Origin of the sequence: Bacillus sp. 22475 (genome assembly GCF_052044835.1) — a bacterium.
GTDB classification, from domain to species: domain Bacteria; phylum Bacillota; class Bacilli; order Bacillales; family Bacillaceae_G; genus Bacillus_A; species Bacillus_A cereus.
Map to the genome: position 1 here is coordinate 48,032 of NZ_JBQENW010000001.1, position 20,145 is coordinate 68,176.

Consider the following 20,145-nt stretch of genomic DNA (forward strand, 5'->3'; position numbering starts at 1 on the left):
GTGGGGACGATTTTAGATAAAATTGTAGAACAGAAGAAAAAGGAAGTTGCGGAGTTATATGAAATATATACACCAGTAAAAACAAAAAGAAAGACACATTCACTTGTAGAAGCGTTACAGCAGTTTACTGTCATTGCAGAAGTAAAGCGAGCATCACCATCAAAAGGAGATATCAATTTACACGTTGACGTACGAAAACAAGTGGGAACATATGAGAAATGTGGTGCAGGAGCAGTATCTGTTTTAACAGATGGTCAATTTTTTAAAGGATCGTTTCACGATTTACAAACAGCAAGAGAAGAAAGTAACATTCCGCTTTTATGTAAAGATTTCATAATCGATAAGATTCAAATCGATAGAGCGTATGAAGCGGGAGCAGATATTATTTTACTAATTGTAGCAGCGTTAACGAATGAGAAGTTAAAAGAGTTGTATAGCTACGTGTTAGAAAAAGGATTAGAAGCGATTGTTGAAGTTCATGATGAACAGGAATTAGAAACTGCGATTGTATTAAATCCGCACGTTATTGGCATTAATAATCGTAATTTAAAAACGTTCGAAGTAGATTTAAGCCAAACTGAAAAGCTTGGAAAAAGATTGAATGAGGAGAAACTACTTTGGATTAGTGAAAGTGGCATTCATTCAAAAGAAGATATTATTCGTGTTAAAAGAGCTGGAGCCAAAGGTGTATTAGTTGGAGAGGCGCTTATGACATCATCTTCTATTAGTAGTTTTTTTGAAGATTGTAAGGTGAATATATGAAAGTGAAAATTTGCGGCATCACTGATGTGGAAACAGCGAAAAGTGCGTGCGAATATGGCGCAGATGCACTCGGATTTGTTTTTGCAGAAAGTAAACGGAAAATCACTCCAAAGAGAGCGAAAGAAATCATTCAGGAGCTTCCAGCCAACGTGTTAAAAATCGGTGTTTTCGTAAATGAATCAGTAGAAGTGATCCAGAAAATTGCAGATGAGTGTGGGTTAACACATGTACAACTACATGGGGATGAAGACAATCATCAGATTAGAAGATTGAATATTCTGTGTATAAAGTCGCTAGGAGTAACTTCAGAGAGGGATATGAAAAACGCTCAAAGGTATGAAACGGATTATATATTATTTGATAGCCCGAAAGAAAAGTTTCATGGAGGAAATGGAAAGACATTTTCATGGGAACTACTTGGGCATATGCCAAAAGAATTGCGAAAGAAAACGATATTAGCTGGTGGATTAAATGCTCTTAATATAGAAGAAGCAATTCGAACTGTTCGGCCTTATATGGTTGATGTGAGCAGCGGAGTAGAGATAGAAGGAAAAAAAGATGTGGAGAAAATAAAACAATTTATTATAAAAGCGAAGGAGTGTTCCAAATGAACTACGCATATCCAGATGAAAAAGGACATTACGGTATATACGGAGGAAGATACGTTCCAGAAACGTTAATGCAATCTGTACTAGAACTAGAAGAAGCATATAAAGAAGCGATGCAAGATGAGGCATTTCAAAAGGAATTAAATCATTATTTAAAAACGTACGTCGGAAGAGAAACACCGCTTTATTTCGCTGAAAATATGACGAAGTATTGCGGAGGTGCAAAGATTTATTTAAAACGTGAAGATTTGAATCATACAGGAGCTCATAAAATTAACAATACAATCGGTCAGGCACTTCTTGCGGTGCGAATGGGTAAGAAAAAAGTTGTCGCTGAAACAGGAGCTGGACAACACGGAGTTGCAACAGCTACTGTATGTGCTCTTCTCGGGTTAGAATGCGTCATTTTTATGGGAGAAGAAGATGTAAGACGTCAAAAATTAAATGTGTTCCGAATGGAATTACTCGGAGCGAAAGTAGAAAGTGTAGCAGCAGGTAGCGGTACATTAAAAGATGCGGTAAACGAGGCGCTTCGTTACTGGGTTTCACATGTGCATGATACGCACTACATTATGGGATCTGTTCTCGGACCACATCCATTCCCGCAAATTGTCCGTGATTTCCAAAGTGTAATTGGGAATGAGACGAAGAAACAATATGAAGAATTAGAGGGGAAATTACCAGAAGCAGTTGTTGCTTGCATTGGTGGTGGGAGTAACGCGATGGGAATGTTTTATCCATTTGTACATGATGAAGAAGTTGCTCTTTACGGCGTAGAAGCAGCTGGAAAAGGCGTTCATACAGAAAAGCATGCAGCAACTTTAACGAAAGGAAGCGTCGGTGTTTTACACGGATCAATGATGTATCTTCTCCAAAATGAAGAAGGGCAAATTCAAGAAGCACACTCTATTTCAGCAGGACTTGATTATCCAGGTGTTGGTCCAGAACATAGTTTGCTAAAAGATATTGGCCGCGTTTCTTATCAGTCGATAACAGACGAAGAAGCATTAGAAGCATTTCAATTATTAACGAAAAAAGAAGGCATTATCCCGGCGTTAGAAAGTTCACATGCTGTCGCATACGCATTAAAATTAGCGCCGCAAATGAAGACAGACGAAGGGCTTGTCATTTGTTTATCTGGCCGCGGGGATAAAGATGTAGAGAGTATAAAACGTTATATGGAAGAGGTGTAAAAAATGGGAGTAGAAAAAATTAAAGCAGCGTTTGAAAATGGTAAGAAAGCATTTATTCCGTATGTAATGGGTGGAGATGGTGGCTTTGAAAAATTAAAAGAAAGAATTCGTTTTTTAGATGAAGCAGGAGCGAGCATCGTTGAAATTGGCATTCCGTTTTCGGATCCAGTTGCAGATGGCCCAACGATTCAAAGAGCAGGAAAGCGAGCGCTGGATAGCGGCGTAACATTAAAAGGCATTTTTCAAGCGTTAGCAGAGGTAAGGAAAGAAGTACAAATGCCATTTGTTCTTATGACATATTTAAATCCGGTACTTGCATTCGGAAAAGAGAGATTCATCGAGAGCTGTATAGAAGCAGGTGTAGACGGCATCATCGTTCCAGACTTACCGTATGAAGAACAAAATATTATTGCGCCGTTACTTCGAGAGGCAAACATTGCGCTCATTCCACTCGTTACCGTAACGAGCCCTATTGAAAGAATTGAAAAAATTACGAGCGAATCAGAAGGGTTCGTTTATGCTGTTACAGTAGCGGGCGTAACGGGAGTACGTCAAAACTTTAAAGAGGAGATTCATAGTTACTTAGAAAAAGTAAAATCACACGTCAACTTACCAGTAGTCGCTGGATTCGGCATTTCAACAAAAGAACATGTAGAAGAAATGGTTACAATATGTGACGGTGTTGTCGTTGGAAGTAAAGTGATTGAGCTGTTAGAAAATGAAAAACGAGAAGAAATATGTGAATTAATACAGGCAACAAAACAAAAAGAAGAGGCGTAGTCTCTTCTTTTTGTTTTGCGTAATAAATGTTAAAATATACAGAAAATACATATAATTTAGAGGGTGAGAAGACATGCTAAGACGTAAACTACTATATCTATTTTTAACTGTACCGCTATACGCTTGGCTCATTAGCATGACGAAAATAGAGTTAATGGCTCTATTTTTAGGATATGTATTTATCTTTTCCAACTTAAATCGCATTCAAGAACAGTCTATTTTAGAAATATGTCTATTTTCGATTAGTATAGAATTATTTAGTATCGTTTCGATTGTATTATTAAACGAATTATTTCTACGGATTCATTCATTTACATTAATGAAATTTTGGAATATTGCATTGCAAGCAATATGTACTTACATTGTGTTTGTTGTGTTGAAAAAAATAATCGGACAGCAGACAGTTTTTCAGGATAATAGAAAATGGGAGTGAATGAAAAGGGGCCGTTTGGCTCCTTTTTTAAATCTGTTTTAAAAACAATTGAAAATCACAACATCTGTTATATAATAGTTAAAAATTGTATTTTAAACGAAATGAGATGATAACATGGCCATATTGTTGGCACTTATCCCAATTATGATGATTTTCATTTGTTTATTTTTATTTAAACAAACGTCATTAAGGTCTTCGTTAATTTCTTATGCTGTGTCTGTTGGAATCGTTTTACTCTCGCCAACGTTTCAATTAGGGATAAGTGAAACTGTACACGCAACGATTAAAGGATGGTTAATTTGTTTTATTGTCGGGTACGTTTTATTTTTCGGTATTTTTTTATTTCACCTCATGAACAAAATGGGGTACATCGATCAAGTAGCACGTTTTCTAGAAGAAGTTACTCAGGATCGCTTATTACAAATGCTGCTTATGTGTTTTGGCATTTGCCCGCTTATTGAATCAGTAAGTGGATTCGGTATCGGCTTCATGGTTGCAGCACCTATTTTTCTTTCACTAGGATATAAACCATTTCAAGCTGTACTTCTCTCATTCATCGGCTTACTAGCTAGTTCATGGGGCGCAATGGCAACTGGTACGATTATCGGTTCGCAGCTAATAAATATGCCTCTTACAACACTTGGTACAAATACAGCGCTATTAAGTATTCCGATGTTTGCTTACTTTGTTATTCTTTCTTTACACGTTGTTGGCGGCTGGCAAGCGGTTATAGAAAAGTGGAAAGAAGGAGTAGGATTCTTTCTATTATTTTCTCTCGGAATCTATCTTTCTAATGCGTACGTAAGTGTTGAACTAGCCGGGATATTAAGTTCTATCGTTACGATTACATTTGGCTTTCTTATCATTAAATTAAAAGGAAAAAGTGGGCAAAATCTTATAACAGAACATGCGGCTGCAACGGAGAGAGAAGTATCCATTATAAAAATTATTAGCCCTTATATATTTCTAACAGTTTGTATTTTACTTTCTCGCCTCGTTCCAGCATTACATGATTTGTTCAGATCATATGCGGTTCTTGATTTGAAATCATACTCTTACAAACTAGAGTTACTATATTCACCAGGATTTTGGCTTGGTATGACTTGCTTATTTACTATTATTTTCTTCCGCATCCCGTCTAATATTATTAAACAATCACTCTCGCAAACGACCAAACAATGGATTCCTTTTGCGATTACGACGACAATGTTTATCGCCATTTCAGAACTAATGGGTGCATCAGGCATGCATTTATTACTTGCAAAGACAGCTGGTGAAACATTTGGAACCTTTTTCGTTTTCGTTGCTCCGTTTATTGGCGCTATTGGTGGATTTTTAACAGGTAGTAACGCAGGATCAAATGCAATGTTTATAAAACTACAAATGCAAACCGCACAAAACGTAGCACTCCCGTGGCAATACGTCACAACACTGCAAAACACTGCATCATCAGTAGCGACAATCGCTTGTCCATCACGGATTACACTAGGTGCTTACTTATGTAATATCCCTTACCGTGAAAATGAACTGTTAAAGAAGACGACGATAATGATCTTTGGTGCGGTTTTGCTTGTAATGGTAGAAGTTATTGTTTGGTATATGTTGAGAAATTAAAAATCCTCCTAACATAGGAGGATTTTTTTTATGAGTGGATAATGATTTAAATATGAATAGCTTCTACTAAATGAATAGGAGATGAAATGTATGCCCCTAAAAAACTACGGTGTGTTAAAAGGTACAGTTATACAATCAAAGATTGGAAAAGGGAAAACACCTCATTATCAAGTTCATTTACAGGGTGAGACTGGAGTAGATTATCGTATTGCTATTAACGTAAAGTCGCAAAGTTATCCGTCAGAAGTTTTATATTTTGCGAGTAACAATATTAGGTCAGAGGCGATTCATATTTTACCGACATTACCATTTGGTTTTACGGAAGTAAAAAATAATGAACCGAAAGTAGCTTTAGATTATGTAAGAGGAAATCTATTTGACTCAAAACAAATGATTCCTTTGCCTCCCGAAAAAGCAGGAGCAGATAATGATTTAAACGAAAAAATAGAACGTTATATAAAGCGAGCGATGGAAGAAAAAGCAATTATTTACGCGTTTGGCGAAAGATGGGGACCTGAAGAAAATACACCAGATTCCTATTTTCATTTCAAACCAGGAAACGGTATACATGATATTCACATGAATCAAGGGAATGTAGAGAAATGGAAAGGAGATAATGGTATATGGCAAGACGGAGGAATACTCATTCACTTTGAAAAGGAAGAAGAATGGATTGGTATCTTTCTTGCCTTCCAATCACAGTCATGGTGTACCGATGAAGAGGGGCATGCTCGTGTTCCGGTTGAGCATTGTGATTATAAGGGGAATAATTAATAAGAAGAGGGCGTTCAAAAAGAACGCCCTCTTCTTATTTTATAAAACGAAAAACTAACGAATGTAGAAAGACAAGAGAACAGCAATGCCACACTAGAAAACGCAATGAGATACATATTATATTTCATAACCTGTCCAATTAGCTGATTACTGTCGTATTGAAACAGTCCTGCTATTATGTTGAATAAAAATAACACGATAAACATGACGACAACACCGTCTATTGATCCTTTAATGTCTGGTTTACTTAAAGCGATATGTGCGGAAATGCAAATGGCGATAAATAAAAATAACCAAAAGGAAGGATTCAATAAATTGCCGATTGTAAATAAGCTTTTCAATAATACAAACGTCGACAAGAGCATGTTTTGAATCATTTCTACATTAATAGAAGTAGAAGCAATCGTTTTTTCGAGAGTCGTATTAAATAAAAAATATGATTCTGGTACGAAATAACGCATTAAAAGGATTAATGCAGTAATACCAGAAATAATAGGCCCAATGCCGATAAAGAAATTCCCAATTCGTTGATACACACTTTTTTGATTGTATTGATGTTGTATATAACCTAAAGCCCCTTGACTTGTATCTGTTGGGAAGAACTGAGTCGCCACAATTTTATGACGGAACAGTACGCACATAATGGCATGTCCAAGTTCGTGAATCGGAACACCGATCCAAGCCGTTAATAGGAATCCTTTTCTTCCAAAAGCTCTCGACCAATACATGCGTGTGAGAGATTCTAAATAGCCTAATAGAAATCCAATTACAATGATAACGCCAATTAAAGATAATAATTGGATTACGCTTGTAAGGAGTATTTGAAAAATTGAGTTTACCAATTCCATTTTCTTTCATCCAATCTGTTAAAAATATTATTTATTCTGTTTCATAATAGCATTTTTTTTCAAGATTGCTAGCACATATATTTTCTTTCGGAAGAAGGATTTCATAATCTTTTTCTTGTAGTCATGTTTTATGTACAAATTCATATATTGAACTTGTAACACCCTATAAGGTATATGCTTAAGGAGGGATAAGAGAATGAAATGTCCGTCATGTCATACAGAAAATGCAGTAGAGGCAAAGTTTTGCGGGAATTGTGGACATTCGTTAACGGAAGAAGTAGTGGCAAGTAGTGGCCAAGAAGAAGGGCCGGAACAAGCACGTGCGGCACAAGCAAAGGAAGCTCGGCCAAATGAAACGGTAGAGCAAGCGAAGCGGTTTGCGAGCGGCTATTTTCAATTTTTTAAACATGCATTACAAGCACCGACAGCGATTATGAAAAGCGGCGCTATTGAAGTGCGAAATGGAATTGTAAGTCTTGTTCTTATTTGTTTTTTAGGAGCATGTATTTTTTATAGAATGATGAGTGCAGCATCAGCAGTTACGAGAACATTTGCACCAGATATATCTACTCCCACGTTTTTTGGAGAATCTATAACGGTCTTTTTCTTTTTATTAATTTTAACTTTATTTGTCGGATTTATTATTTTTGTAAGTGGTAAGATGATGAAATCATCTTTTTCGTTTCTTGAAGTATTTGGTATATGGGGAACGATAGCGACGCCGGCTATTATCATATTAGTTCTTTCTTTTCTTTTTAGTTTTTTATTAATCTTTTTCTTACCGATATTATTATCGGTAGTTGCAACTTATATAGGGATTAGTATAACTGTAGCCGTATTAAAACTAGACAATGGCGGATTAGATCTCGTTTACACACTTATTATTGCCAATGTTTTAATTGGAATTGCAACGTTCATTGTACTTTGGTCTTACATTAGCACGATAATTCAAGCCTTAACACAGGGAATAACTGGCTTCTAATGAAAAGGTGGTTGACTGAATGAATGTATGTACAAAGTGCGGAGTTCAGTTTGAAGATGGTGTACAATTTTGTCGAAACTGTGGGACGAAGAGGGGAAGTCCTGTAGTAAAGAAGAACATGAGCGGTGGTACAAAAGTTGGCATTACACTGTTAGCACTATTTGTTATAGCGATTATTGGATTGTATTTGTACGGATCATCGTATTATACGCAGGTGGCACAAGTAGACCGGATGATTACGATTTTACAAGAGCGGGACGGAGAGAAATTAGCTGAGATCGTTACGGCAGATGATCCATCCGTTATGATAACGAGAGAGAGTTTAACGCCTCTATTTTCATATATAAAAGAAAATCCATCTTACGTAAATGAATTAAAAGGATATTTGAGACAAGGTGAAAAACAACGGGACGGAATAGAAAGAGCTGATTTTTCATTAACGAAAGACGGAAAGTATTTCTTTATATTTGATCGGTATAAATTGAAAGCGAAGACGTACTATACAACTTTGCTTACAAATGAAAAAGGCGTATCGTTAAAAATGAACGGAAAAGAAATTGATAAGACAGATGACAAAAAGTTTGAGAAGCAATATGGGCCATTTCTTCCGGGAAATCAAGTGTTTCAATCAGAATATAAAAATGACTATGTAAAACTATCACGTGAGGAAAAGGTTGTACTTATGAAACAAAGCCAAAATAACGTAACGATAGATTTAACGTTGCAAGGTCAATATATTACAGTTCAAACGAACGCGCCTGGTGCAACATTGTACGTAAATCAAAAACCAGTTACAGCGCTCGCAGGAGAAGAAATTACATGGGGGCCTGTAGCGACTGATGGAAGCGCGAAAATTTATTTAGAACGAAATGGAGAAAATGGACGGGAAACGACAAAAGTAGAGACGGTAACGGCACTTTCGTCTTATAATCTTCCATTCCAAACGAAAAGTGCAGAAAAAACAGTTGTTTATAATGTTACCCCGCCACCTACGACTGGGTATGTATATAATGGTTTCATCTTTCCTGATAGTGATATTCGAAAATTAACGAGCACAGATTTAACATATTTATCGAAAGAACAGTTGAAAATTGCTAGAAATGAAATATATGCAAGGCATGGACATATTTTTCAAACGAAAGATATGCAAGCGTATTTTGCAAAACAGTCTTGGTATAGAGAAAATCCTTATTTTACAGGAAAGTTAACAGATATCGAAACTTATAATATTGAACTAATTAAATCAAGAGAATAGAGCGCGGGAAAAAGGTACAGTGTATATTACTGTACCTTTTTATGATTATTTAGCTGGACCAGGATCCCTAGAGAAAAAGATATGAAAGAGAAATGTGACTTTACTTGCTCCCCCTGATGTACTGGCTTGCACATGAGATAAAGAACTAGACGTTAAAGCAGCTTCGGAATGAGGAGGGACGATTATTTTAAGCGTATCATCTGATTCTGATGATGCAGTAACTGTTATTGTATCGTCAGAAAAATTTATAATTTTAACAGTACCGACTGGAAAGATGGCCTTGCGAGTGTGTGATGCAGAAGCGAAGCGGGTAGCTTTCCAAATAGTTTGTGAGAAAGTGTCATTGTCAGATAACCAAGCACGAGCACTGTATAAAGTTACACTAACGGTAAACTCCTGTTCAAGCGGGAGGGCGGGTTTCGGTTCTATCGGTTCCTCTGGAAGCTGGACGAGAAGGCCGGCGCACATGTATGTTTCACCTACTTTCAATAGCTACTGTTATAGCATATTAAACATGTTGTATATAAGACACGACGGTTACCTATTCAAGCATAGGTTTGTGCACCAAATTTGAAGATGAAATTCTCTTTCTTTACAATGGAAGTAGGTGTTATTTCTATAAAATATGGAAAACGTAAAGAGTATGTAAAAAAGAAGGAGTGGTAAAGTGAACTATGTCATTATTGGCGGAGATGCATCTGGTATGAGTGCAGCTATGCAAATTGTTAGAAACGATGAAAATGCAAAGGTTGTAACTTTAGAAAAAGGTGAAATTTATTCATACGCTCAGTGTGGATTACCGTATGTCATTAGTGGTGCTATCGCTTCAACTGAAAAGTTAATCGCGCGTAATGTAAAGACGTTTCGTGAGAAATATGGAATTGATGCGAAAGTGCGTCATGAAGTAACGAAAGTAGATACGGAAAAGAAAATGGTGTACGCAGAGCATACGAAGACGAAGGATGTCTTTGAATTTCCATATGATCGATTATTAATTGCGACTGGAGTACGTCCTGTTATGCCAGAATGGGAAGGAAGGGAATTACAAGGCGTTCATCTTTTAAAAACAATTCCGGATGCTGAGCGCATATTAAAAACGTTAGAAACGAATAAAGTTGAAGATGTAACCATTATTGGCGGCGGTGCGATTGGACTGGAGATGGCAGAAACATTCGTCGAACTTGGTAAGAAAGTAAGAATGATTGAGCGAAATGATCATATCGGTACGATTTATGATGCAGATATGGCAGAGTACATACATAAAGAAGCAGATAAGCATCATATTGAAATTTTAACGAATGAAAATGTAAAAGCATTTAAAGGAAATGAACGAGTAGAAGCAATCGAAACGGATAAAGGTACGTATAAAGCAGATCTTGTTTTAGTGTCGGTTGGAGTGAAGCCAAATACTGATTTTCTTGAAGGGACAAATATACGTAAGAATCATAAAGGAGCAATCGAAGTAAATGCATATATGCAAACGAATGTACAAGACGTATATGCAGCCGGTGATTGCGCAACACATTACCACGTTATAAAGGAAATTCATGATCATATCCCGCTCGGAACGACTGCCAATAAACAAGGGCGACTTGCTGGACTAAATATGCTTGATAAACGAAGAGCATTTAAAGGTACGTTAGGTACAGGCATTATTAAATTTATGGATTTGACACTCGCAAGAACAGGATTAAATGAAAAAGAAGCAAAAGGGCTACATATCCCGTATAAAACGGTCAAAGTAGATTCTACAAATATGGCGGGCTATTATCCAAATGCAAAACGACTTTACTTGAAATTACTATATCGCTCCGATACGAAACAATTGTTGGGCGGACAAGTAATTGGAGAAGAAGGCGTAGATAAACGTATTGATGTGATTGCAATGGCGCTTTTCAATAAAATGAGCATTCATGATTTAGAAGACGTCGACTTAAGTTACGCACCACCATATAACAGTGTTTGGGATCCAATTCAGCAAGCGGCAAGGAGAGCGGAATAGCACTTTTTAAAGTGCTATTTTTTTGTTAAAGGGGAATTATCATTTTTTTCGAATGAAGAGGGTTGGGAAATAGTTACATATGAGGAAGGAGAGTTTTTTATGATTGTAGCACTTCAAAAAGTTCAAGAATCAGAAAAAGAAATATTACGTAATTTGTACGCTTTATATCTTCATGACCTTTCTAAGTTCACTATGAATATAACTATCGGAGCGAACGGATTTTTTGAATACGAAGATTTGCATATGTTTTGGAAAAATGACGGAATCACGCCGTATTTTATAAAAGTTGATCATAGTATTGTAGGATTCTTATTACTACTGGAACGTCCGTTTTTGAAGAAGGAAAATGATTTTGGTATTAATGATATTTTCATATTGAATCAATATAAAGGAAAAGGAATAGGTAAACAAGCTGTTGAGAATTTACTAGAAGAGAAAAGAGGACAATATTTCGTTATCGAACTTCTAAAAAATGTACCAGCAGTGTCGTTTTGGAAGAAAGTATATAAAAAACTGAACATTGAATTTGATGAGAGAGAGCAGTTAATTGATGATGAAGAATGTCTCGTTCAAACGTTTAAAATTTAATGAAATTGGTTTTCCTTTTATATTACTTTGAAATTTAACTTTATCCCGCAAAAGCCCGATTGGTTCAACTAATAACCAGTGGGGATGAAGACTTCTATTGATTAAAGTTTCACTTTATTTTGAATATACCGTTCCCCCTTGAAAACATATTACTAATCGCTTATATTTTCATATAGTATTTATTTTTTTAACGAAGCAATGAACGAACCAGGGGGCGCAGTATGGCAATTAATATGAAAACAATCGAAGAATGGATTGTTGAATCAAATGCAAGACATGAAGAAGACTTTGGACACGTTGTGGAAGAAATGAAAGAAGTATGTGTCGGACTTGATAACGCGACATTAATTTATACGAAAAATGTATTTTGTTTCGGTAAAAAAGTAGAAGTATTTTTCTTCTTCCAAGACCATGTCGTGATCGGACAAGAAAAAGACGAATATATTGAGATTGAAAAATTAAAGTATGATGATATTACAAATAGTAATTTAAAAACAAATGACAAAAATACAACGTTAGAATTAAAGTTTGCTAACGGACAATCTATTAATTTAGATAGTTTAAATGATAACTACGGTACGAAAAATTGGTTATTTGCTAGACAAATTAAGAGTATTTTTAAGTTAATCTAGTAAAAAAGCAGGCCAATAAAGGTCTGCTTTTTTACTTATTTTCTATTACACAAAGGCATCCTCTTTCTTCGTAGCATTTCACACTTTTAAATCCTGTCTTATAAAATAGGTTTATTAATTCTTCAGTCGTTTTACATTTCTCCATATGATATTGAATTTTGAAAGTTTCAGCCACTAATAAAAAGGAGCCGTCTGGTTTTAAGACGCGAAATACTTCTTTTATATCTTGTTCAATATCAGGCCAAAAATAATGAGTTTGAAAGGCGGTAATGAGATCGAAGAAGTTAGTATGATGTGGAATAGAAGAAACGCTTGCTTGTTGAACAATTACTTTTTGTTTTTGAACATCTTTTGTATTCGTCTGTATAGAATTTTTCACAGCTTGATCGGAGTAATCAATCCCATATATTTCTCCAAGTGGAGTTCGTTTTGAAAGAGTGTGTATGGTTTTGCCTCCACCACAGCCGATGTCTAATACGACTGCATCTGTCTTGATATGTACTTTCTGTAATGCCCAATTTATTAATCTCGTATGTGCAGCGTTCATAATACAAAGCATGGAGGAACCAATTGTTCCGCTAGGATTTTTTGCTTGCTGAATTAACCGTTGTAAAATGCTCAAGTTACATTCTCCTTTTATGTAAGAATATATACTCATTTCGCTTTTTATAAATTAAATCCTTTAAAAAAAGCACGCCGATAGACGGCGTACTTTTTATAAATTAAATCCTTTAAAAAAAGCACGCCGATAGACGGCGTACTTCTAACAATGCAAAGCCCCTTTTAACCAATTCCGCGCCCGATATGCCCCGACTGGAACTTGAATAAGAGATGTTTCATTCCCAGCATCAATACCGTACAATTGATCACATGAATTTGTATCAAAACTTAGTAAAGGATGCCCGCCCATCCCCATAGCAGTTGCAGCAAAAACGAGTTTATGAACGAGGATACCAGCTTCCATTTGGTGAATACGGTATCCTCTATAGCCTAATGCATGTGTATAGTAACCTTTCTTTCCGACTACATGTAAGCAAAGCGGTACTTGAAAAAGGTTTACGTTATCCATCGTCATACTAGACTGAAGTGGGTAGCGAAGGTCTCCATATCGAATTGGTTGTATGGAATGTGTTTTACTGTTATAAGCGTAAGCCCCGTTTTTAATATTTTTCACGTTATAAAAACATCCATATAAGGAGACGCGCGCATTTTCATTTACATACTTACCATCAAGGTCGTTGTAATAGGGGAAGGAGAGGCTCGCTTCTTGTAGTAAAGTAGCGAGCTCAGCTGCATCCCATTTCGTTAAAATAAAATCCGCATCAGGAGAATATCGTTTTTTACAAAGTTGTAGGAAATCATACGATAACCGTTCTACTTTTGGTAGCTGTACAGCGTACGTATTATGTTGATAGTGCTCTTCATGATGTAGTGTTTGGAAGTGTGCTGTTGATTCGATCATAGAAGCTTCATTTATTTTTGTTATCATCGGATGTTCATTTACATGTTTTGAGCGAACGAAATGTTCATGTGCTAACGGCGGAATTTGTTGCAACAACTCATGAGAAGTAACTGTTTTATTTTCACGGTAATCATTGTGAAACCAATTAGTTTCTGGCTCTGTACTTAAAGGAATAATGGCATACACACTTTCTTCACCTTCTGACAATCCGAGTAAATGGTTCAGTGCACGGTCTAGAAATTGAAAGTATACGCCGTTCGTATAACCGAACTGTTTTGCACATTCTAGTAATTGTCCAATGAGAACCCCGCTATCTAATCCTTGAAGGCGATATGAAAAGTTATTGTATTTAAAGAAGTTTTTCCAAAACATAGTGGATACGAATGCGGCACCGAAACAATCATGTATATTACAGCGATTACCGAGTGCGTCTGCTAAATAAGAATCGAAATTTCCTTCGCGAAGTAAAGTAAGTCGGTGATGCGCGGCGTCATAATGGTAAATGCCGTCTGGATAATCGTCAATCTTTAAATAGATATACAATTCATTCGGATATAAAGCACCGCCTGAAGGAATGGATCTGCGTAATACATTTCTCTCGCTATTTAGCTGACATAATTGTGTTACACCAAATGAATACCAAAGGTAGTGACCAATCTCATTTAGAGTAGGTGTAGTAGAAGAGTTCGATAAAGATAACGGGATTTCTAAGGAGAGCGGGATGGTAGGTACATTTCGATATAATTTATAAGGAAGCGGTGCGTCTTTCCAGTCCACCTCATGATTCGGCATAATTTCATCAATAGAGAAATGGAGATGATGTAAAAAAGTATCTAGCTGCATGAAATCCCTCCTTTACTATGGAAACGGGTGCGGATGTGGATTTAATTGTTCATTTGTTAACGGTTCAGTGCTATATCCAAGTGTCATCGGTACGGTATAGACTCTATCTAATCCTGTAACACGAGTAAGGTGATGGCCGAATGTCATCGGTAACATGCCTGGAATAATGACTTTTACACAATGTAATCCATTCTTTTCTATGAGAGGAACGGTTTGATCTACAACGATTATTTCAAGATTAGATTGATGCAAACGATTTAAAAGTTGGTGGAGATCGGATGTTAAATCCATATCAAATGATTGTGATACATTCATTTCTTGGAACGTTTGCACCGGTGCATCTTCCCGTAAAAGGAAGTGAAGACGTTCTTCTGTTTCTTTCAATCCATACAGCATACTATGGTCTTCCATTTTATTAACGAAATAAGGATCTTGTAAGCATTTTTCGTAGTATTCTCTTTTGTGCTCGAGCTCATCGTCTGTTATAAGTAACATGCCTGCTATTTCTTGAATGGCGCTTTTTAAGGCTCGAATAGGATCTAAATGAGCGCCTCCTGCACAAACAACGTTCATTCCATTTTCACGCGTATTTTTTGCAATTACCCATAAGCTAGGAATGCCGTGTTCCATCGTCGCGTTAAAAGCGTGTAATTCATATCCGGTAATCGTACGTAACCGCTGAATCATTAATTGTAATTCTGTATCATTTGCTGAACTAAGATCAAGGCGGGGAAGAGGTAATTCGGCATACCAAGTGAGTAAGAAGGCATCACGCTCTACAATTTCTAAAATGCCGTGAAAAATCGCTTCTTCTAAACTACCGCCAATTGCACATCCATTTGATGTTTCATACACGAAAGCATCTCGATGACCAAGGCTATAATAAGCAATTGATTCAGGAACTAAAAGCGGTCTGTTTTGTGATAAAGAATATCCCCATACCCAGTTTTGCTCATAATCAGGATCAAACGGCTTGAATGGAAAGTTATCACGATTGTAATGTTCATTTGTATGGACACCGAGTGTGAGGGGATTTAGTGCATGTTCCTCTAAATCATGAAAACTACCATGCACATTTGTCTTTTTCCCACGAGGCGACATACCGCAATATCGTTCTAAACCTTCTAAAATAGCAGTTGCTTCACTCACTGCAAATGAATGAGTTCGTCCCGCAACACCTTCATTTCCGAACATTAATGGCATGTTTATAATGACATCGGCAAATGGTAATAAAGAATGCTGCATTTTTCCGTTCAACATACCGACCCGATAATCTAAATAGTCTCTCGTTAAAAATGTGTTTAGCTCATGAATGGAACGGCAGCGATACGTTTCGGTGCTTACTTTTAAACTCGGTTGTAAAGAAACTTCCGCCGCATCCGCAGTATCATCAGGTAAATTACTACATACAGGACAGAGAGGATCTGGAAGAAAAGAATGCCGCGTACATTGTAATGTTTGTAAGTTTAGTAAAATAAGTTCATTTTCTAAAGAAGAATGGTTATGAGTTAATATTTTTTCTGTTTCTGCGCAAATAAGATGGCACATTTGCAACATTCCATTTTGGGTGGCACGTACGTCACGTCTCGTTACATTATCTGCTTTAAAGGCATATTTCCGCTGTAGTTCCCACATTTCTTTTTGATCAAAGCCAGCTATAAAACGGCGTCCATCAGAACAATGGGAACATCCGGGCGTAAGAGGATGAATGTAAGGACCGATAATACCTTCGCCAAATGAAGTAAAACCACGAAGCCATGGAATATGATTTGAGCGAAAAATAAGTTCGGCATCATGATGAATAGTAGAAGGAGATCCGTCATGTAATACGAGAGCGAGATGAATATTTTCAGGGAGTTCTTCTGTAAGGGTATGTTGACGAATAATGGAATATTGTTCGCATAATTGATCATGTACATAGTCTGCAAGTAGGCCATCTCCTATAAGCAATATATTTTGAATCATAAACCGTCCTCCTTTGCAATTAATACCCCATACACACCGTCTAAGTTTTCTTTCAAAAATGGTTCAATCGCTAAATCAAATACGAAGGGGTAAAAATTGTGTTCTTCTAAATGTTGTAAGGCGAGTTGTAAAGATTGTACGCTTGGAATTTCTTCTTCCGCTTGTATTTCCACTCTAAAAGAATCCGTGTCATATAAAATAATAGATGATTCAGGCAAGATATTAGCTCTGTAAGGAATTTCTTCATTTTGAACGTGAAAGAGTGATAGTTGTAGTGCGTTTCGTAACGCTAACGTCATATTAATATTAGATGCACCGTACCATCTATCATTTATACCAACCCAAACGACTGGAAAACTGAGAATCTCTTCACTCATTGCGATTTTAGGTGTTTCATGGATTGTAGAGAGAGCATCGTAATAAAATCTACAATGTTTATCTTGAATATCAGTTAAATCAACAGTTGTAAGTTCCTCTAGCATATGTGACTGCCGCTCATACAGTTTATTGTTTAAATGTTGTTGTAGTGCCCGGTAAAATCCTTCTGTCATCGTTTCTCCAGCACCGATACCGATATCGTTATGTTCAGGAATAAGGCGGTGAATGATTTCTGCTACATATGTTTCAATTCCTGTTAAACCGGCTTCTCGGCGTGCTTCATTATGAGTCAATCCACTGCAAGTCATAAGAGGCAGAAGGTGAGCTGGGCCATCTGATAGTGGAGTGGCTACTTGAATATAGCACTGTGATAACGGTAATTGATATGAATCTTGTTCATCCCATACATGGAATATACCGGCTTCTTTAGAAGTTAATGAGTCAAAAAATCGGAATACATCAGTTGAAGTATGTTGGTTCGACCGATGCTCAAGTTTTTCAGAAAGATTTTCTATCGTATCAATTGTAAAACTTTCATCAGTTGCAAGAGGGTGTTTTATAAAAGGATGCCACGTTCCTTCAAGTGTTTCATAGTTTAATAAAAAGAATTGTGATTCTTTTTCACGATGTGAATCATCCGCGACATGTTTAAACAATTCAAAAACGATTACATTTGCTAACATGGCAGATGTAATTGGTGAGAAGGAATCCGATGAATTTTCATTTTGCAAAGTCGTTTCATGTAGCCGATGCCATGCGGATTTCCAGCATTCATCACGATTTTCTGTTACGACAGGTCCAGCTATACCGAGTGTTGATAAACAAATAGCTGGTATGAAATTCTTTTTCGTTTCTCTACAAATAGTGTGAACTGTTTTTAAACCGTCAATGTCTCCGTTTTGAGAAACATATAAAATCCAATCAAAAGGTTCGAATACTTCATGCAAGGGACGGTCAATTGTAGTATCGATTTCTTGAAGGAGTACACTGTTATCAACTTCATATGCACGTTCTATTAGCTCATGTATTCTGTCATAGTTTGTTTCATCCCGATCTGTAACGAGGTAATGAAATGTAGGTAAACCAGATTCTAATAAAGAAGAAACTAAGGAAGTGAGCATATCCCCAGAACCAAGTACAAGGACATTTGCTCCGCGGTACGTTTCGAATTTTAAAGCACCTGAATGAGAATCGGCTTCTAAAAATTCAATTTGCGAAGCATATCTGTCGAGTAATGTACTGTTTAATTCATGAGGTGCATCTTGATTTGCATCACGAACGAAACCATTTTCATATAAAATCTCTCCAATTTCAAATACACGGTTTTGATAGGGGAGAGGGAGGCCATCGGTTATTTCGGCTAAAGAATAATTACCGTTAAACATTGGCATTAATTTTTCAATCCAGTCATAAATTCCATCACCGTCCATACGAAATGAACTGGCGTTATTTCGAAAATAGACACCCCCGTTTGAATCGGGGAGGAAGAAAGTATCCTTATTTACTTTAAGTTTTGCATGAATTGGAAGGTTATTCATTTTAATCCTCCTTACGTTTAGGCATACATTAATACTTTATGTCATGAAATTTGTCCCGTATGAACACAATAAAAAAAGGCTGTAGAATGATTCATTCTACAGCCTTTAATAGATTTTAATCTATCAACCTTCTAATAATAATGACTTTGGATCTTCAAGCATATCTTTAACAGCAACAAGGAAGCTAACTGCTTCTTTACCATCAACAATACGGTGATCGTAAGATAAAGCAATGTACATCATTGGGCGGTTTTCCATACGTTCGTTATCAATTGCAACTGGGCGTACTTGGATTTTATGCATTCCTAAAATACCAACTTGTGGGCTATTTAGGATCGGTGTTGACATTAGAGAACCGAACACACCACCGTTTGTAATTGTAAATGTACCACCTTGTAGTTCTTTTAATGAAAGTTTGTTATCGCGTGCCTTCATACCTAAATTACGAATTTCACTTTCGATTTCAGCGAAGTTTAATTGGTTAGCATCGCGTACAACTGGAACAACCAATCCATCTGGAGCTGCTACTGCAATACCGATATCATAGAATTTTTTGATGATAAGCTCGTCACCTTGGATTTCAGCATTTAATAATGGGAATTGTTTTAATGCTGCAACAACTGCTTTTGTGAAGAATGACATGAAGCCAAGACGTACATCATGTTTTTTCTCGAAAGCATCTTTGCGTTCTTTACGTAATTCCATGATCGCACTCATATCAACTTCGTTAAATGTTGTTAACATTGCAGATGTTTGTTGAACTTCTACAAGACGTTTTGCAATTGTTTGACGACGGCGGGACATTTTCACGCGCTCAACTGGTTTTTCGAATTCCGTTTTTGCAACTGGAGCAGGAGCTGGACTCTTTGGAGCAGCTGGTGCTTCTTTTGGTGCTGCAGCATGAGCTTGTACATCATGTGGTCTCACGCGTCCAAGTGGATCTGTGCTACGTACGTCGTTTAAGTCGATTCCTAATTCACGAGCCATTTTTCTAGCAGCTGGTGATGCAATAGGACGGTTCGTATTTGGTAAGCCTTGTAGACCCGTAGTTTGTTCAGCATTTGGAGCTGCAGCTTTCGGTGCTTCAGCTGTTTCTTGTTTTGGCTGCTCAGTAGCTGGAGCAGGTGTACTTACTGCAACTGGTGCTCCGTTTGCATCTAAAATTGCGATAGTTGCGCCAACTTCAACTGTATCCCCAGGTTCGCCTAGTAACTTCGATACAATACCTGAATCTTCTGCAATGATTTCTACATTGACTTTATCAGTTTCAAGCTCAACAACGCTGCCACCTTTCTCAACTTTGTCGCCTACGTTGATAAGCCATTGTGAGATAGTTCCTTCAGTAATAGATTCTGCAAGCTCAGGTACTTTAATTTCGATCATTTTAAATGTCCTCCCCTTATTTGCCTAACGGTGTGTTTTTTCTTCTTTTGTCTTCGGTAATCTCCATTTGTTAGCCCGCCCCCGGGCAGAATATCTGCCCGGGGA

General features: G+C 37.0%; 19 protein-coding genes. 12 read left to right on the forward strand and 7 right to left on the reverse strand.

Features of this window, described 5'->3' with window-relative positions; all coding sequences use genetic code 11:
- The 7 genes from trpC to ACTJJY_RS00300 all read left to right on the forward strand — a co-directional run bounded on the left by trpC (position 1) and on the right by ACTJJY_RS00300 (position 6,164).
- Positions 1-762 carry an indole-3-glycerol phosphate synthase TrpC gene (gene trpC, locus ACTJJY_RS00270; RefSeq protein ID WP_440604747.1) on the forward strand — a complete coding sequence of 254 codons (762 nt, stop codon included), beginning with the start codon at positions 1-3 and terminating at the stop codon, positions 760-762.
- Positions 759-1,373 carry a phosphoribosylanthranilate isomerase gene (locus tag ACTJJY_RS00275; RefSeq protein WP_440604748.1) on the forward strand — a complete coding sequence of 205 codons (615 nt, stop codon included), beginning with the start codon at positions 759-761 and terminating at the stop codon, positions 1,371-1,373. Before trpC ends, ACTJJY_RS00275 begins: the two co-directional genes overlap by 4 nt.
- Positions 1,370-2,563 carry a tryptophan synthase subunit beta gene (gene trpB / locus ACTJJY_RS00280; RefSeq protein ID WP_327977785.1) on the forward strand — a complete coding sequence of 398 codons (1,194 nt, stop codon included), beginning with the start codon at positions 1,370-1,372 and terminating at the stop codon, positions 2,561-2,563. The genes ACTJJY_RS00275 and trpB overlap by 4 nt, the downstream gene beginning before the upstream one ends.
- A gap of 3 nt (positions 2,564-2,566) precedes the next feature.
- Positions 2,567-3,343 carry a tryptophan synthase subunit alpha gene (trpA, locus tag ACTJJY_RS00285; protein WP_440604749.1) on the forward strand — a complete coding sequence of 259 codons (777 nt, stop codon included), beginning with the start codon at positions 2,567-2,569 and terminating at the stop codon, positions 3,341-3,343.
- A gap of 73 nt (positions 3,344-3,416) precedes the next feature.
- The gene (locus ACTJJY_RS00290; protein WP_053564990.1) at positions 3,417-3,776 is read left to right on the forward strand and encodes a DUF4029 domain-containing protein; all 360 of its coding nucleotides are present in this window, start codon (positions 3,417-3,419) and stop codon (positions 3,774-3,776) included.
- A gap of 114 nt (positions 3,777-3,890) precedes the next feature.
- Positions 3,891-5,390, forward strand: coding sequence for an L-lactate permease (locus tag ACTJJY_RS00295; protein WP_440604750.1), 1,500 nt, complete (start codon positions 3,891-3,893; stop codon positions 5,388-5,390).
- A gap of 90 nt (positions 5,391-5,480) precedes the next feature.
- Positions 5,481-6,164 carry a DUF2278 family protein gene (locus ACTJJY_RS00300; RefSeq protein WP_063535900.1) on the forward strand — a complete coding sequence of 228 codons (684 nt, stop codon included), beginning with the start codon at positions 5,481-5,483 and terminating at the stop codon, positions 6,162-6,164.
- A 14-nt stretch (positions 6,165-6,178) separates the two neighbouring features.
- On the opposite strand, the gene ACTJJY_RS00305 is transcribed toward ACTJJY_RS00300, so the two are convergent.
- On the reverse strand, positions 6,179-7,012 hold the full coding sequence (locus ACTJJY_RS00305) for a hypothetical protein (RefSeq protein ID WP_440604751.1): 834 nt from the start codon (positions 7,010-7,012) through the stop codon (positions 6,179-6,181).
- A gap of 196 nt (positions 7,013-7,208) precedes the next feature.
- Here ACTJJY_RS00305 and ACTJJY_RS00310 point away from each other — a divergent pair, with 196 nt between their 5' ends.
- Both ACTJJY_RS00310 and ACTJJY_RS00315 read left to right on the forward strand, forming a co-directional pair.
- A complete protein-coding gene (locus tag ACTJJY_RS00310) occupies positions 7,209-7,994 on the forward strand; it encodes a zinc ribbon domain-containing protein (RefSeq protein WP_440604752.1) in 786 nt (261 codons plus the stop codon).
- A 19-nt stretch (positions 7,995-8,013) separates the two neighbouring features.
- Positions 8,014-9,249, forward strand: a complete 1,236-nt coding sequence (locus tag ACTJJY_RS00315; RefSeq protein WP_440604753.1) for a TcaA 3rd/4th domain-containing protein — start codon at positions 8,014-8,016, stop codon at positions 9,247-9,249.
- 45 nt (positions 9,250-9,294) lie between these two features.
- Here the strand turns inward: ACTJJY_RS00315 and ACTJJY_RS00320 are convergent, their stop codons facing one another.
- Positions 9,295-9,717: a hypothetical protein gene (locus ACTJJY_RS00320; RefSeq protein ID WP_098592494.1), complete on the reverse strand. Its 423-nt coding sequence runs from the start codon at positions 9,715-9,717 to the stop codon at positions 9,295-9,297.
- A 199-nt stretch (positions 9,718-9,916) separates the two neighbouring features.
- Between ACTJJY_RS00320 and ACTJJY_RS00325 the strand changes: the two genes are divergently transcribed.
- From ACTJJY_RS00325 to ACTJJY_RS00335, 3 genes are all read left to right on the forward strand, one after another.
- Complete coding sequence (locus tag ACTJJY_RS00325) at positions 9,917-11,251, forward strand: FAD-dependent oxidoreductase (RefSeq protein WP_440604754.1); 1,335 nt, start codon at positions 9,917-9,919, stop codon at positions 11,249-11,251.
- Positions 11,252-11,350: 99 nt separating this feature from the next.
- Positions 11,351-11,839, forward strand: coding sequence for a GNAT family N-acetyltransferase (locus ACTJJY_RS00330; RefSeq protein WP_000634324.1), 489 nt, complete (start codon positions 11,351-11,353; stop codon positions 11,837-11,839).
- 221 nt (positions 11,840-12,060) lie between these two features.
- A complete protein-coding gene (locus ACTJJY_RS00335; protein ID WP_168411196.1) occupies positions 12,061-12,471 on the forward strand; it encodes a DUF3908 family protein in 411 nt (136 codons plus the stop codon).
- A gap of 31 nt (positions 12,472-12,502) precedes the next feature.
- Here the strand turns inward: ACTJJY_RS00335 and ACTJJY_RS00340 are convergent, their stop codons facing one another.
- The 5 genes from ACTJJY_RS00340 to odhB form a co-directional block, all read right to left on the reverse strand.
- Entirely contained in the window at positions 12,503-13,093 is a 591-nt protein-coding gene (locus ACTJJY_RS00340; protein WP_440604755.1) for a class I SAM-dependent methyltransferase, read from the reverse strand.
- A gap of 141 nt (positions 13,094-13,234) precedes the next feature.
- Complete coding sequence (locus ACTJJY_RS00345) at positions 13,235-14,776, reverse strand: SagB family peptide dehydrogenase (protein WP_440604756.1); 1,542 nt, start codon at positions 14,774-14,776, stop codon at positions 13,235-13,237.
- A gap of 15 nt (positions 14,777-14,791) precedes the next feature.
- Positions 14,792-16,741: a TOMM precursor leader peptide-binding protein gene (locus tag ACTJJY_RS00350; RefSeq protein WP_440604757.1), complete on the reverse strand. Its 1,950-nt coding sequence runs from the start codon at positions 16,739-16,741 to the stop codon at positions 14,792-14,794.
- The gene (locus ACTJJY_RS00355) at positions 16,738-18,657 is read right to left on the reverse strand and encodes a putative thiazole-containing bacteriocin maturation protein (protein WP_440604758.1); all 1,920 of its coding nucleotides are present in this window, start codon (positions 18,655-18,657) and stop codon (positions 16,738-16,740) included. Before ACTJJY_RS00355 ends, ACTJJY_RS00350 begins: the two co-directional genes overlap by 4 nt.
- A gap of 123 nt (positions 18,658-18,780) precedes the next feature.
- Positions 18,781-20,040: a 2-oxoglutarate dehydrogenase complex dihydrolipoyllysine-residue succinyltransferase gene (gene odhB / locus ACTJJY_RS00360; RefSeq protein WP_098533787.1), complete on the reverse strand. Its 1,260-nt coding sequence runs from the start codon at positions 20,038-20,040 to the stop codon at positions 18,781-18,783.
- Between the last annotated feature and the right edge of the window lie 105 nt (positions 20,041-20,145).

Bases quoted from the DNA above. Each gene is read 5' to 3' on its own strand.
- trpB (WP_327977785.1), top strand. From the start codon at position 1,370: ATGAACTACGCATATCCAGATGAAAAAGGACATTACGGTATATACGGA.
- ACTJJY_RS00320 (WP_098592494.1), bottom strand. From the start codon at position 9,717: ATGTGCGCCGGCCTTCTCGTCCAGCTTCCAGAGGAACCGATAGAACCG.
- ACTJJY_RS00310 (WP_440604752.1), top strand. From the start codon at position 7,209: ATGAAATGTCCGTCATGTCATACAGAAAATGCAGTAGAGGCAAAGTTT.
- ACTJJY_RS00300 (WP_063535900.1), top strand. From the start codon at position 5,481: ATGCCCCTAAAAAACTACGGTGTGTTAAAAGGTACAGTTATACAATCA.
- ACTJJY_RS00290 (WP_053564990.1), top strand. From the start codon at position 3,417: ATGCTAAGACGTAAACTACTATATCTATTTTTAACTGTACCGCTATAC.
- ACTJJY_RS00330 (WP_000634324.1), top strand. From the start codon at position 11,351: ATGATTGTAGCACTTCAAAAAGTTCAAGAATCAGAAAAAGAAATATTA.
- ACTJJY_RS00345 (WP_440604756.1), bottom strand. From the start codon at position 14,776: ATGCAGCTAGATACTTTTTTACATCATCTCCATTTCTCTATTGATGAA.
- ACTJJY_RS00355 (WP_440604758.1), bottom strand. From the start codon at position 18,657: ATGAATAACCTTCCAATTCATGCAAAACTTAAAGTAAATAAGGATACT.
- ACTJJY_RS00275 (WP_440604748.1), top strand. From the start codon at position 759: ATGAAAGTGAAAATTTGCGGCATCACTGATGTGGAAACAGCGAAAAGT.
- ACTJJY_RS00350 (WP_440604757.1), bottom strand. From the start codon at position 16,741: ATGATTCAAAATATATTGCTTATAGGAGATGGCCTACTTGCAGACTAT.
- ACTJJY_RS00315 (WP_440604753.1), top strand. From the start codon at position 8,014: ATGAATGTATGTACAAAGTGCGGAGTTCAGTTTGAAGATGGTGTACAA.
- ACTJJY_RS00335 (WP_168411196.1), top strand. From the start codon at position 12,061: ATGGCAATTAATATGAAAACAATCGAAGAATGGATTGTTGAATCAAAT.
- odhB (WP_098533787.1), bottom strand. From the start codon at position 20,040: ATGATCGAAATTAAAGTACCTGAGCTTGCAGAATCTATTACTGAAGGA.
- ACTJJY_RS00295 (WP_440604750.1), top strand. From the start codon at position 3,891: ATGGCCATATTGTTGGCACTTATCCCAATTATGATGATTTTCATTTGT.
- trpA (WP_440604749.1), top strand. From the start codon at position 2,567: ATGGGAGTAGAAAAAATTAAAGCAGCGTTTGAAAATGGTAAGAAAGCA.
- ACTJJY_RS00305 (WP_440604751.1), bottom strand. From the start codon at position 7,012: ATGGAATTGGTAAACTCAATTTTTCAAATACTCCTTACAAGCGTAATC.